We start from the raw sequence: 14,090 nt of genomic DNA, 5'->3' as shown, positions 1-14,090 counted from the left end.
AACCGCTGTACGCTGCCGGAACATACGGCGCACATTCCCGATCGAGGTCGCTGAAGGTGCGGCATGACGGTTCGCAGTCATACAGGCCCATGTGTCCGCGGTCAGACAGCCCGATGTATTCACATCAGGAGGACCGACGTGTCCGCAGTCAGGCAGGCGGTCTTCCCGCCTCCCTCAGCCGGCGGCAGCCTGATCCCGATGCCATACTCCCTCACGGGATGGCTCCGGCCTCTCCTGCCGCCTTGCCCGCAGGCCCGCTCCCCGCTTAGACGGGGGCGGGCCTGTTTTTTCACGGCATGGACGACTTACGAAAGGGTGGCGGCTGTCCTTCTGGCGAAGGAAGCGGATCGTCCGGTGATTGGCTGGCTGCCCGGCACGAACAGCTTCCGTCCGGACGACGGACAGGCTTTACTTCTTCTCGCTGCCCTGATTCCAGCGGTCGTACGCCGCCTGATAGATGCTTACGATCTTGTCGCTGCCCATTTTCTTAAGCTGGCCCGCATAAGCGTCCCAGTTCGCCAATGGTTCCTGGCCGGTTACGAACTTCGCTTCCATCTGCTTGACGTACGTATCCAGATCGGACTTGAGCCGGGTCACTTCCGCCTGCTCTTCTTCCGTCAGGAAAACGCTCGGGAACGGGATTTTGGCGATCGGCGTCAGCTTCTCTTCGTTTTCTTTGTCGATCCATTTATCAAAATCGGTTTTCAGCCCTTTGGACAGCTCGCTGCTGGCGGCACCCGGTACAAGAATGCCGTAGTTCGGAGTCAGCGTGCCTCTGTATTCTTCACGGTCGCCGCCGCCCGGAACAGGCTTCCATTCCTTGACGTGCTTCTCCTTGTCCGTGTACTTCCAGAGCACATCCTCAGGGCCTTGGGCGAACAGCGTGCCGCCTTCATACCCGTACATATGATCGACCCAGCGCATGGCCGCTTCCGGACTCGGGTTGCTCTTCGTGATGGCGAACGTTCCGTTGGAGGAAATGCCCGGATGCTTACCGTAAACGGGAGAATCCGGCACTTCGCTTTTGACCGGCTTCATCATCGGATTGCTGTCGTCCGGCTCCGTGCCCAGCGTGAAGTAAGGGTAGTAATCGCTGAACAGCGCGACGCGGTTGTTTTTGCCTTTCGCCTTCTTCTGTTCGTCGGTTTGGGAGAACGTCTCATGATCGAGCAGATTGTCTTTCCACAAGCGGTTCAGGAACGTCAAGTACCCTTTGTATCCGTCTTCCTGAGGGGTGTAGTGGACCTTGCCCGCTTTGTCGGCGTAAATAACCTCATCGTAGATGCCCCAGAAGCCGAGGAAAAACATCCGCAGATCGTCGAGTTTGACGGAGGTCAGAGGCACCTCGTCCTTCTTGCCGTTGCCGTTCGCATCTTCGTCCTGCACGCGTTTAAGATACGCGTAAAGCTCCTCCGTCGTCTCCGGCAGCTTCGTCATGCCCAGCGCCTTTAGGAATTTGCCGTTGTACCACATCGGACCGCGGTACCAGACCGCCGACAGGTCGATCGTGCGAAGCGCGTAAATATGACCCGACGGAGTCGTCATGTTTTTGCGGATCTCCGGATGCTCGTCAAGAATTTTTTTCAAGTTCGGCGCGTAGTTATCGATCAGATTTTCAAGGGGAAGAAGCACGCCTTGGCTGCCGTACGTCACCTGCTCCGCCGGCTTGATATCCGCCCCGAAGAACACGTCCGGCAGGCTGTCGCTGGCGAACACGAGGTTTTTCTTCGAATCGAAGCTGTCGATCGGCGCGTTCTGGTACTGCATCTTGATGCCCGTCAGTTTCTCCATCTCCTGCATCACCTGCATTTTGTTCCAGTCCTGGACGCCTACATCGGGCGCCATCAGAGTCATCGTCATCGGTTTATCGACAATCGGGAATCCGTCCTTTTTCACTTCGGAGGCGTTTTTTCCGGTTCCCGTGTCCCCGGCTTTATCGGCTGATCCGCAGGCGGACAGACCCGCAACCACAAGCGTAAGTCCGAGCATGAGCGAGCTTGTTTTCAGAACCTTTTTCATAAATAAAATCCTCCCCTTGTACTTGTATGGTGTATGGCAAGATCAGCCCTTGACGGAACCGATCATGACGCCTTGCACAAAATAGCGCTGCAGAAACGGATAGATCGCAATAATCGGCAGCGTGGACACGATAATGACGGCATATTTGACGAGTGCCGCAATCTCGGCTTTATTGTTGAGCGCGGAAGCCGTGGAAGCGTCCAGCGAGCCGCCCGCCTGGGCCGACATCTCCTGAAGCACCAGGATCTGGCGTAAAATCAGCTGAAGCGGATACTTGGATTCCTCATGCAGATAAATCAGCGCCGAGAAGTAGCTGTTCCAGTTGCCGACTCCGTAGAAGAGCGCCATAACGGCCACGATGGGCATCGAAAGCGGAAGGATGATTTTCAGAAACAGCCGCATATTCGTGCAGCCGTCGATCTGGGCCGCTTCCTGCAGCTCCTTCGGTATGGAAGTCTGAAAAAACGTCCGCGACACGATGATGTTCCAGATGGACGCCGCAGATGGCAATATGATCGCCCACATGCTGTTCATGAGCCCGAGCCCCTTGACGAGCAGGTACGTGGGCACAAGCCCGCCGCCGAAAAACATCGTCACCATAAACATGCCCATAAAAAAGTTGCGGCCCACAAAATCTTTGCGGCTGAGCGCATACGCCGCCGGAATCGTCACAAGCAGGTTAACGGCCGTCCCGGCTATCGTATACAAAATCGTATTGGCATACCCCATCCAGATTTTCATGTTGGCAAAAACGATCTGGTATCCTTCGAATGTAATCCCCTTCGGGAACAGCCACATCTCGCCCGAACCGACATACTTCGGATTGCTGATTGAAGCGCTCAAAATATAAATCAAGGGATATGCCACGAGAATGAGGGCAATCGTCACATAGACATACGTGCTGATCAGGAACAGTTTATCCTGCGCCGTATCTTTAACGGTCGAGCTCATCCGGTTGCCTCCTTTCTGTTTACCATAAGCTGTTCTCGCTCGTACGGCGGACAATCTGGTTCACGGTCACCAGCAGTATAGCGCTTACAACGGAGTTGAACAAACCGACCGCCGCCGAGAAGCTGTACTGGGCGTTAACCAGACCCGAACGGTAGACGAAGGTGGAAATGACATCCGATGCCTCCATGTTGAGCGGATTTTGCAGCAGCAGGATTTTCTCAAACCCGACCCCGAACAGACTGCCCATATTCAAAATGAGCAAAATGGTCATCGTCGGCACGATTGTCGGGATATTGATGTGCCGGATGCGCTGGAATCTCGAAGCGCCGTCGATAATGGCCGCCTCGTGCAGCTGCGGGTCCACACCGGACAAAGCCGCCAGGTAAATAATCGTTCCCCAGCCGGCGCTCTGCCACACTCCCGAGAACACGTACATCGTTTTGAACCAGTTCGGGTCCGTCAAAACCGACGGAGCCTCAAAACCTAGCTTTTCGATCAGATGCACGAGAATTCCCGTGGACGGCGACAGGAACGTGATGATCATCCCGGCCATGACGACAACGGATATAAAATGAGGGGCGTACGTCACGGTCTGCACCATCCGTTTGAAAAATCCGTCACGCACTTCGTTGAATGCGAGAGCGAGAAGGATCGGAATCGGGAACCCGACGGCAAGATCGTACAAGCTGATGCTCAGCGTGTTCCAGAGCAGATCCCAGAAATAATACGATTCGAAGAAGTGGACGAAATGATCGAATCCGACCCAGGGGCTCCCCCATATTCCTTTGGTAGGAATAAAATTTTTGAAGGCGATCAGGATGCCGTACATGGGCCCGTAATGAAAAATAAGAAAGTAAAGAAACGCCGGGGCGATAAACACGTACAGTTCCCAATTTAAAACCATCCGTTTCCAGACCGGCTTCTTTTCCGTACCCGCTTCCGGGCGCCCGGCCGTGCCTGCCGCAGGGATGCTTGCTTTTGCCTGCATCGTATCACTCCTTTCCGTTTGGTTTTGATAGCGTTTTCAAAAGTGTATCCCCCGGAGCGGGAGTCCGTAAATATGTCATTTTCCATCCCTACATCATTCGTACCGGCCTGCTCCGTTAGGGAGTAAATCCGCATTTTCCGGCATTCCGATAACAAAAAAAACATATTCTTGGCGGGAATCATCCGCCTCGTCCTCCCCCGGAGCAAAGATAACCAATCCCCCGAAAAGGACCGGATGGTCATTCTTGTTCTCCGCAAACGGACGACAAGAACCACATCAATCCATCGCCTGCGGAATGTGAGATACTGCTAATGAATCGTTACACGAAAAGGAGAGATAACAGATGGTACAGCAGTGGTTTGAGGACGCGAAGCTGGGGATTTTCATTCATTACGGAATTTACGCGGTTAACGGAATCGCCGAGTCATGGTCTTTCTATAACGGCCGCATTTCGTACGAGGACTATATGAAGCAGCTCGGCGGCTTTACCGCCCGGAACTTCGATGCGGACAAATGGGCGGAGCTGATCGAGAAATCCGGCGCGAAGTATGCCGTGCTCACAACGAAGCATCACGACGGCGTCGCTTTGTGGGATACGCAGACCAGTGATCTGAACGTGGTCAAAAGCACGCCGGCCCGCAGGGACATCATCCGGGAGTATGCCGATGCGGTGACCCGCAGAGGAATCCGGCTGGGCCTCTACTTCTCCCTGATCGACTGGTCTCATCCCGATTATCCCAGCGTCTACGAGGGCGGCAAAATTCCCGAAGACCCGACTCAGGCCAACCCTTTCTCCAGTCCGGCGGACGGCATTCAGGACGAGGAGAAATGGCAGCGCTTTCTGGCGTTTAACAATGAACAATTGCGGGAGCTTCTGACGAATTACGGAAAAGTGGACCTGCTCTGGTTCGACGGAGACTGGGAGCGGAGCGCCGAACAGTGGAACCTTCCCGCTTTTAAAAACTATCTTCACTCCTTCAATCCCGAAATCATGATCAATTCCCGTCTGCAGGGACACGGGGACTACAAAACCCCCGAACAGGGGCTGCCGATTACGAGACCCGAGGGCCCCTGGGAGTTTTGCACGACGATAAACGGCTCCTGGGGCTACGTTCCGGACGACAACCATTATAAATCTCTGCATCAGATTATCCGGATGTTCTGCGACTGCATCTCCATGGGCGGAAATATGCTGCTCGACATCGGTCCCAAGGAAGACGGTACTGTCGATCCCCGGCAGGAACAGATTTTGCTGGGGCTCGGAAGCTGGATCCGGACTCATGAGGAAGCCGTTTACGGAACGCGGGAAGGCATTCTCACCCGCTATTATCCGGGAGGCAGCACGCTGTCCAAAGATAAAAAAACGCTGTATCTGTTCGTATACGACGACCCGAAAGAATCGGTCTGCCTCAAAGGGCTCTCCAGCAAAATCCGCACGATCACCGTTCTGCATTCGGGCAAAGATCTCACGTACGACATCCACGGAGGCGTGCCCTGGTTCCAGATACCGGGAACCACCTGGATTCATCTGACGGCGGAAGATACCCACGACTATGTAACCGTGCTGAAAATCGAACTGGAGGACGAGCTGGACATGTACGGCGGTTCCGGGGCGGTGGTTACGCATAACTAGGCCGTGACGGCAGAACCGGTATCGCCCCTTCGGTGGCGGCGGACCTTTGGACGGCAGCAGATAGTCGGTCAGGGCAGGATTTCGTAAGCCGTCCGACTGCGGCGGCCTGTCCGGTAGAGGTGAGCCCTTCGACAGCGGCAAGCCCTTCTGTAGTGGCAGTCTGAGCGGCAGCAGAGAGCTTTGCGGTGGCGGTGGCGCCTCCGGTTGCGATAACCACCCGCGATAGCCACAGCCTATTCCGCCGGAATAATTCCATCGCACGGCAAAAGAAAACGCCTGATCCGCCGATTTCGGCGGATCAGGCGTTTTTATTCGGGCGTGGCGCATGAAGTCTCGCGTTAATCGCGGGCTCGTCCGCTTCCTTGCGGGCATCGGCTGTGTTTGCGCTCCCGCTGCGCGGCTCCGTGCACCCCCACCCGCAGCCGCTTCCGTCCGCGGCTGCCTCCGCCGATGCAGCGGAAGCAGCCTCCCGTGCGGATACCGCTGCCGCATTGCGGACCGGAGCTTCGCCGGGAGGGGGATGCTTTCCCGCTTGTCGTGATATGCCCTGCTTTACCGCAAAACCGCCGCCAGCTGCTCCGCCGTACGGCACACATAGTCGGGGCCCGCTCCGGCCAGCAGTTCTTCGGAATCAAAGCCCCAGGTGACGGCCGCCATTCCGACTCCCGCTCTCCGGCATGCCTCGACGTCCCTCAGCTCGTCCCCCACGTAGATGACCCCGCCCGCGGGAAGCGAATGAGCGCGGAGCAGGCCGCGGATTGCCTTGTCCTTGCCGAACAGATTCGTTGCGGAATGAACGAAATCGAACACATCCAGCCCGTGCAGATCAAGGAAATGCCGGATGTTGCCGGCCGTATTCGAAGACAGGATGCCCATCGTCCGGCCCTCTTCCTTCAGCGCCAGAAGCAGTTCCTTCATGCCGTCTGCCGGCTCCAGGCTTACCGCCGCTTGTTTGTAGTTTCGCTTGGCTTCCAGCAGAAGAGCGGGAAGCTTCAAAAGCGGCACGTTCAGCGCCTTTAGACGGTCCGGTACGGACAAACCCGAAAGTCTGCCGATTTCGGCCTCTTCGATTCGCCTGCCCCCGAATTTGACCGCCATTTCATTAAAAAGCCGCACCGCCAGCTCTTTGGAATCCGCAATCGTTCCGTCGAAATCAAAAATGAGAACCGGTTTCACGCCATGACACCCGCTTTCCGTTCCGGAGTAATCTTAGTCGTACGGCAAAAAAAGCGCCACAGCCGCCTGAGCAGTTGTGGCGCTTATGTTCTTTTACCAGCATACATGTCTTACATGCCCGAACGCAATGCCGCCCGGCAGGAAAGCATCGCGCCGGCATGCGACGCCGAACGGCCGCAACGGCAGCGGGCCGCGGCTCAGCCGCTTAATCCGCCCGCATTCTGCGCAAGTGTGCGGGCGTACTCCGTCAATTCGATCGGCGCTCCGCCGTTCAGACGGGATTCTTCGGCGGCGAAAGCCATGAGATGGCTGCGGACGGAAGCGGCCGCGGAGGTCAGGCTTTCCTGGCCGCTGTAGCCCCGCACTTCCTGAAGGAAGCTGCGGACGATACCGCTGTCCCCGCCTCCGTGTCCGGCCGTCTGGACGGGAATCGTAATCTCCGTTTTCTGATGCGTCAGGAAATCGTAGACGATAATCGAATCGCCCTCCGCCCGCAGTTCCCCCCTCGTGCCCATGATCTGAATGCGGCGCTCCTGTTCGAACGTAAAGCCGCACATGCTGAACATGGCCGTGGCGCCTCCCTCGAACTCCATGTTCACCACCTGGTGATCGACGACGTTATTGTCGCTGCGGTACACGCAGCGTCCGTAATCCGTCTCGCGCAGCCCTTTTACGATGCTCTCCTTGGACAGATCGCTCGTGAAGTGCCCGGCCCAGCCTCTGAATTCTTGGCTGAGATAGAACCGCGTGGCGGAGTACGGACACGTCGGCTCCACCGCGCAGTCGAGGCAGCGGTCCGCGGAGCCTTCGGGCGCGTGCGCCCCGTTGAAGTGCATGAGCGAGCCGAACGAGCTTACCCGGCTGCACGGCTTATCCATCAGCCACGACAGGACGTCCATGTCGTGGCACGATTTGGCCAGGATCATCGGACTGGCCTTGTGCGAGTTGTTCCAGTTCCCCCTCACGAAGCTGTGGGCGATGTGCCAGTAGCCCACGTTCTCGTTGAGCTGGATGGACACCACCTCGCCGATTCTCCCCTCCGTGATGGCTGTCTTGACCGCCGTCCAGAACGGCGTGTAGCGCAGCACGTGGCAGATCGTGAGCAGCCGGTCGTTGTCCCGGGCGGCCTGCTCCATGTCGAGACACTCGCGCGGGTCCGGGGACATCGGCTTTTCGAGCAGCACGTGATACTTGGCGGCAAGGGCCCGCATCGTCGGCTCGTAATGCATCCGGTCCTGGGTGCAGATGACGGCGATGTCCGCCATTTTGGGCAGATTCAGCAGCTCTTCCCACGTATCGTAGCGGCGCTCCGCCGGAATGCCGTGTTTCTCCGCCATTTTCTCCCGGCGTCCGGCATCGGTTTCCGCCACGGCCACAAACTGCAGCTCATGCGGATAATCCAGGGCATAAGGGGCGTAGCCGCCCGCTCCCCGGGCGCCCGCGCCGATTAATATTGCGGTCAATTCGCTCATGTTCTCTCTCTCCCTTAACTGCTCTTGGAGTAGCGGTCCAGCGCAGCCTGATAAATTTGCTTGTAGCGGTCCAGTCCCATTTTGTTCAGGGTCGCCACATAGTCGTCCCACTGGGACATAGGCGCATCTCCGACGATAAACTTATCTCTCATTTCCGTGACGTACGTTTCGATGTCATTAGCCAGCGTCGTCAATTCCTGCTGCTCTTCCGTCGTGAAATTGAAGGCCGGCCAGATTTCCTCCGGCTTAAGCACGTGTGGATCGGCTTTCTTCGAATTCTCTACGGAGGTTGGAAGCCCTTCCGCTCCTTTGAAATACGCCTGCTTGACGAAGCCCGGGTAATACCCGCCCGGCCAGATCAGGTATTGGCTGACCGCCTGGTCGAGACTGAGACCGTCCTTGTTGTTTTTAATGGCGTCCACATAATCGACCGTTCCGTCGCTCTCTTCCTTGTACGTGTCGTCTTTCCAGCCCATGAAGAACATCTTGATGCCTTCCTCGCCGTAAAAATAATCCATCCACCGGACCATAGCGGCCGGATTTTTCGCTTTATCGGTCAGAATAAACATTCCGATGTTGCCGAGCGGCGAGCCGATATACGTGTAGAGCTGATCGCCGTGCGGTCCCTTCAGTACCGGCAGGCCGGCGTATCCCTTCTGGTTATAAATCGCGGCAGGATCTACGTTGTCCACAATGCCCAGCAGACCGGCGGTTCCCTTCGCGTCGACTTCCTCGCTTTTCACGGAGGCGATATCCTGCTCCAGCAGGCCGTCTTTATACAGCTTGTGGATGTATTCCAGCATTTCTTTGTAGCGCGGATCGGCGGGGACAAAGCGGATTTTGCCCGAACCCGGTTCCGTATCGACATATTGGTTGGCATTGCCGTGATTGCCCAGGCCGAAGGAGCCTCTCAGATAACCGACAATTCCCGTCGTCCCGACCCCGCCCCACGCGATTTCGTCCGGTTTGCCGTTCCCGTTCGGATCTCCCTGCTTGAACGCCTTCAGCATCGCCGCGAATTCGTCGAGATTCGTCGGTTCCTTCAGCCCCAGCTTGGTCAGCCATTCCGTTTTCACCCAAGGGGTGTTGAAAAAGACGGACCGGAATTCGGGGTCATACAAAGTCGGCAGGCTGTAAATTTTGCCGTCCGGCATGGTGATGCCTTTTTTAATGACCGGGTATTTCTCCATCAGAGCCTTGAGGTTCGGCGCATATTGATCGATGTAGTCGTTAAGGGGCAGGAATACGCCCTGCTTGCCGTATTTAAACAAGTCGGATTTCGAGAAAGCGGAAGCGTAAAACAGATCGGGATACCCGCTGCTTGCCATAAGCAGATTCCGTTTTTCTTTCAGGGCGTCCTTCTGGACAGTTTCCCAGTTGATGTGAATGTTCGTCTTCTTCTCGTATTCCTGCCACAGCTTCAATTTGTTCCAGTCGGCATTGGCGAAAAATTTGGCGGCAAAAGCGTTGACCGTGACCGGCTCCTGAACGATCGGGAATCCCGTCGCATTCACGCCTTTCGCCTCCGCCGTTTCCCCGGCGCCTTTCTCACCGCTGCTGCAGCCGGACAGCACCGCCGTCGTCAGCGCGCAAGCCAATACGAGTTTCATCGCTCTCTTTCTCTTCATCTCGTTAACCTCCCTTGTTTAATCGTAACGATCGTGAATCGCGTAGTCGTATGAATTGCGTGAATCGTGTATAGGATGAACGATCAGCCCTTGATGGCGCCGATCATGATTCCTTTGACGAAGTACCGCTGAAGGAACGGATAGAGCAGGAACATCGGGAGATTGGCCAGGACGAGAACGGCATATTTGATGCCTTCCACCGCCCGCTGCTGCTTGATCGCCGATTCCGTCGACATTTTGACCATGCTGTCCGTCTGCCCTTGAATGAGAATTTCGCGCAGGACGAGCTGAAGCGGGAACTTGCTCTTGTCGGACAGGTAGAGCAGGGCGTTGAAGAACGAATTCCAATGCCCAACCGCGTAGAACAGAATGGTGACGGCGATGATCGGCATGGACAGCGGCAGGATAACCCTCGTCAGGATCTGCATATTGGAGCAGCCGTCGATAGTCGCCGCCTCTTCAAGCTCCCCGGGAATCGTCTGCTGGAAAAAGGTCCGCATGATGATGATGTTCCAGATGGACACGGCACCGGGCAGGATCATGACCCAGAAGGAGTTCAGCAGGCCGAGATTTTTGATCAGAATGTAGGTCGGAATGAGCCCGCCGCCGAAAAACATCGTGAATACGAACAGGCCCATGAACAGGTTGCGGCCCACGAAATCTTTGCGGGAAAGCGGGTAAGCCGCGAGAATCGTCATGATCACATTCAGGCACGTCCCCGTTGTCGTATACAAGAGCGTGTTGCCGAAGCCCCGTAAAATCTGGTTGTCTTCAAAAATTTTGGCGTATGAATCAAGCGTCAGTCCCTTGGGCCAGAGCAGCACTTCCCCGTTCATGATGTACTGGGGTTCGCTGAACGAAGCGCTGAGCACGAATACCAGCGGGTACAGGACGATCAGCAGCACCAGCCCGAGAACCAGGTAAATGACGGTGTTGAACAAGCGGTCTTCACGGGTATTTTCCATCTCTTCTCCCTCTCCCTACCATAAGCTCGATTCGCTGAAGCGTTTGGAGATCCAGTTCACGCTGATCAGCAGAATAAAGTTGATTACCGTACTGAACAGGCCGACGGCGGCGGAAAAACTGTAGTCCGCGTCGAGAATCCCGCTGCGGTACACGTAGGTATCGATAATGTCGGAACTTTGCATGTTGAGGGTATTCTGCATCAGGAGCACTTTTTCGAAGCCGATGGACATGACGCTCCCCAGATTCAGGATAAGCAGGATGACAATCGTCGGGCGGATGCCGGGAAGGTTAATGTGCCAGATGCGCTGGAGCCGGGTCGCCCCGTCCACGCGCGCCGCCTCGTGAAGCTGATTGTCTACGCCGGCGAGAGCCGCCAGATAAATAATGGAGCTCCACCCCATCGTCTGCCACACATCGGAAAGCACATAGAGCGTTTTGAACCAGGAAGGATCGGCCAGAAAGTTGACCGGTTTGACGCCGAACATCCCCAGAAAAGTGTTGACGAGGCCGTATCTGGGATTAAGGAACATCATCATCATGCCTACAACGACGACCGTGGAAAGAAAATGGGGCGCGTAGGTGACGGTTTGAACGAACTTCTTAAACTTCTGGGACTGGACTTCGTTCATGAGGAGGGCGAGAATAATCGGAATCGGGAATCCGAGTGCCAGGGTATAAAGGCCGAGGCCGATCGTATTCGTAATAAGACGCTGAAAAAAGTAACTGTTGAAAAAACGCTGAAAATGGTCGAATCCGACCCAGGCGCTGCCCCAGATCCCTTTGTTCGCCACAAAATCCTTGAAGGCGATCTGCAGGCCGTACATCGGCACATAGTGGAACACGATGTAATACAGCACGACGGGCGAAATAAGCAGATAAAGCTGCCAATTGCGGAGAATTCGTCTGCCAAGCGTCATTTTGCGCGGAACCGTGCGGGAATGCGCCCCCGTTTCCGGACCGCCGCGTTTGAGAATAGTTTCAGCCACGTTAAGTTCTCCTTCCGGAATTGAAAATTCGTTCGATTCGCTTCGGCCCCTGTGTTAGTTTGGCGGGCTAAAACGCTTATCCAAATTTTGTTTTATTTTTGGATAGTTTTTGGAGTCATTTTCGTCGGAAATCGGGTTGAATCATTGGATTTGTAGGACAAACAGGTGGATTTCTTATTTAGAAAACGCTTACAAGAAACTTGTTGACCCTAATTTACCAAAATGATTTGCGGAATGCAACAACTTTTTGGCTAAAATGACTCCAAATTTTTTGGATAAAAAGACGCAGCTAAAAAAAGCCTGACATCATTGTGTCAGACTCTTGCTTTGAGCTCGCGTGTCTATGCTCCCCTTCTAAGGCCGGATATCGTGAACTGACGATTCCCGGACGATCAGGGAGCAGGGCAGCAAAATCCGCGGAGGAATCCGGTAGTCTTCTTCTACGTAGTCGCAGAGGAATTTGGCGGCCAGCTTGCCGATTTCCTGCCGCGGCACGTCGATTGAGGTGAGCGGCGGGCTCGTGTACTGCGAGAACCCGATATTGTCCATTCCGACGAAGGCGATGTCTTCGGGGATGCGGCAATCCTGTTCGAGCGCCGCTCTCATCGCCGGTATCGCCAGCATGTCGCTGGCGCAGAACATGGCGGTAGGCCAGTCCGCCCGGGGCAGCTCCTGCAGCATGCCGGTCACGAGCCGGTAGCTCAGGTCCACGTCCCAGTTCGTATTGACGATCCACTCTTTGCGGATCGGCAGGCTGCCCTGGAGCATCGCGAACTGGAACCCGATGAACCGTTCGTCGTTCTCCAGTTTTCTGTTAAAAGCGGGTCCGCCCACATATCCGATCTTCGTATGCCCCTGATCGAGCAGATGCTTTACCGCCATCCGGGCGGCCGATACCCGGTCGCAGTCCACGATGGGCATTTTCAGGGAATCGTCGTTCAGGCTGACGCCGAGAATGGGAATGCCCTGTCTGTCCAGCAGCTCGTGAAGCTCCTTGTCGTACCAGCCCAGCGCGAGCACTCCCCGGGCTCCCGACTCCGTCAGCATAGCCTGGAAACGTTCCGCGTCGTTCACTTCCTCGAACGTCCGGACGATGGCGGCGGGCTGCCCCATCTCGGCCATCTTCCCGTGAAATCCCTGGAGCACCTCCGAGAAATACGGATGATTGCCCAGCAGCTTGCCGGGAATGACGCAGGCGATCTGAGTCCGGTTCACGGCCGCTCCCGGAGCATCGTCCAACGGATAACCGAGCTTCAAGGCGGCTTCCCTTATTTTCCGTTTCGTTTCTTCGCTCACCGGCCGGCTCGTATCGTTGCTGATCGCCCTCGACACGGTAGAGATGGAAACCCCGATCACATCCGCAATATCTTTAAGCCTCGTCAAGGATTGTCCGCCCCTTCCTGTTCCTTCTCATCCCTCCCATCTTATCATACACTTGCCTCCGGGAGGCAACCGTTATAGGCAATTGTGCCCAGACGGCACGGGTGTCCGGCTTAAACGGCTTAGCCGGTTTTCCGCAGGGGCCGGGAATGGTATGATGGAGGGAAAGCGCAGAACGCTGCATAACGGAGGTACACAGATGGATAACATGGTTGAACGGGTGGCGGGCAATCTCAAAAAAATCCGCCGTTCGCGCGGGCTCAGCCTGGATAAGCTCGCGGAGCTGACGGGTGTCAGCAAAACGATGCTGGCCCAGATAGAGCGGGCGGAATCGAACCCCACCATCACGATCTTGTGGAAAATCGCCCACGGCCTGCATATCTCGGTTTCGGCGCTCATCGAGGATGAGAAGCCGTCGGTTACGCTGGTGAAGAAATCCGAGCTGTTTCCGATGTCGTCGGAAGAGGGAAAATATACGGCTTATCCGCTCTTTCCTTACGACGGAAGCTCCCGCTTCGAGATTTATTCGGTGGAGCTGCAGCCCGGCTGCGAATACGAATCCGACCCCCATCACGAGGGAGTGGAGGAGTACGTGTCGGTCACCCGCGGTACTTTGGAGATGCAGATCGGCGGGCAGGTGATTGTGGCGGAAAACGGCGACGCCATCCGCTTTCACGCCGATCAGAACCATATTTACCGGAACAGCACCGACGAGGTGGTTCATATTCAGAGCGTTATTTTATACCCGTTTTAAGCCGGTTCCGTTTCGGTCCGGTGCTTCATGTTTCATTCTTTCCCGCAGGAATGTTTTGGGTCCTGCGGGAATTTTTTTATTTACAGGCCAATCTCGTTTGGGTTACTATAGCAGCATCCAGATACTTTATAGCGCAC

11 protein-coding genes are annotated in these 14,090 nt (G+C 55.8%); 2 read left to right on the top strand and 9 right to left on the bottom strand.

The annotated features are described in order from the left end of the window. Positions 1-408: 408 nt before the first annotated feature. The 3 genes from C4S74_RS07380 to C4S74_RS07370 are packed head-to-tail and all read right to left on the bottom strand — an operon-like array spanning position 409 to position 3,958. Positions 409-2,019, bottom strand: a complete 1,611-nt coding sequence (locus C4S74_RS07380; protein WP_103994695.1) for an ABC transporter substrate-binding protein — start codon at positions 2,017-2,019, stop codon at positions 409-411. Between the two features lie 42 nt (positions 2,020-2,061). After that, entirely contained in the window at positions 2,062-2,970 is a 909-nt protein-coding gene (locus C4S74_RS07375) for a carbohydrate ABC transporter permease (protein WP_103994694.1), read from the bottom strand. 19 nt (positions 2,971-2,989) lie between these two features. After that, the gene (locus C4S74_RS07370; RefSeq protein ID WP_103994693.1) at positions 2,990-3,958 is read right to left on the bottom strand and encodes a sugar ABC transporter permease; all 969 of its coding nucleotides are present in this window, start codon (positions 3,956-3,958) and stop codon (positions 2,990-2,992) included. 343 nt (positions 3,959-4,301) lie between these two features. On the opposite strand from C4S74_RS07370, the gene C4S74_RS07365 reads away from it, so the two are divergent. Then, on the top strand, positions 4,302-5,591 hold the full coding sequence (locus C4S74_RS07365; RefSeq protein WP_103994692.1) for an alpha-L-fucosidase: 1,290 nt from the start codon (positions 4,302-4,304) through the stop codon (positions 5,589-5,591). Between the two features lie 552 nt (positions 5,592-6,143). On the opposite strand, the gene C4S74_RS07355 is transcribed toward C4S74_RS07365, so the two are convergent. The 6 genes from C4S74_RS07355 to C4S74_RS07330 all read right to left on the bottom strand — a co-directional run bounded on the left by C4S74_RS07355 (position 6,144) and on the right by C4S74_RS07330 (position 13,202). Further along, the gene (locus tag C4S74_RS07355; RefSeq protein ID WP_103994690.1) at positions 6,144-6,767 is read right to left on the bottom strand and encodes an HAD-IA family hydrolase; all 624 of its coding nucleotides are present in this window, start codon (positions 6,765-6,767) and stop codon (positions 6,144-6,146) included. Between the two features lie 197 nt (positions 6,768-6,964). Next, positions 6,965-8,239 (bottom strand): Gfo/Idh/MocA family protein, encoded by a 1,275-nt coding sequence (locus C4S74_RS07350; protein WP_103994689.1) that lies wholly within the window; start codon positions 8,237-8,239, stop codon positions 6,965-6,967. 14 nt (positions 8,240-8,253) lie between these two features. After that, positions 8,254-9,867: an extracellular solute-binding protein gene (locus tag C4S74_RS07345; RefSeq protein ID WP_103994688.1), complete on the bottom strand. Its 1,614-nt coding sequence runs from the start codon at positions 9,865-9,867 to the stop codon at positions 8,254-8,256. Positions 9,868-9,950: 83 nt separating this feature from the next. Further along, positions 9,951-10,832 (bottom strand): carbohydrate ABC transporter permease, encoded by an 882-nt coding sequence (locus C4S74_RS07340; protein ID WP_103994687.1) that lies wholly within the window; start codon positions 10,830-10,832, stop codon positions 9,951-9,953. Positions 10,833-10,847: 15 nt separating this feature from the next. Beyond that, positions 10,848-11,750, bottom strand: coding sequence for a sugar ABC transporter permease (locus tag C4S74_RS07335; RefSeq protein WP_258042432.1), 903 nt, complete (start codon positions 11,748-11,750; stop codon positions 10,848-10,850). A gap of 423 nt (positions 11,751-12,173) precedes the next feature. Next, positions 12,174-13,202, bottom strand: a complete 1,029-nt coding sequence (locus tag C4S74_RS07330) for a LacI family DNA-binding transcriptional regulator (RefSeq protein ID WP_103994685.1) — start codon at positions 13,200-13,202, stop codon at positions 12,174-12,176. 196 nt (positions 13,203-13,398) lie between these two features. Between C4S74_RS07330 and C4S74_RS07325 the strand changes: the two genes are divergently transcribed. Then, entirely contained in the window at positions 13,399-13,953 is a 555-nt protein-coding gene (locus tag C4S74_RS07325) for a helix-turn-helix domain-containing protein (protein ID WP_103994828.1), read from the top strand. Positions 13,954-14,090 lie beyond the last annotated feature (137 nt).

It is taken from the genome of Paenibacillus sp. UNC499MF, from assembly GCF_900107975.1.
Classification (GTDB): domain Bacteria; phylum Bacillota; class Bacilli; order Paenibacillales; family NBRC-103111; genus Paenibacillus_F.
Note: the sequence above shows the minus strand (reverse complement) of the source record. Positions and strands in the feature narration are given on the sequence as shown.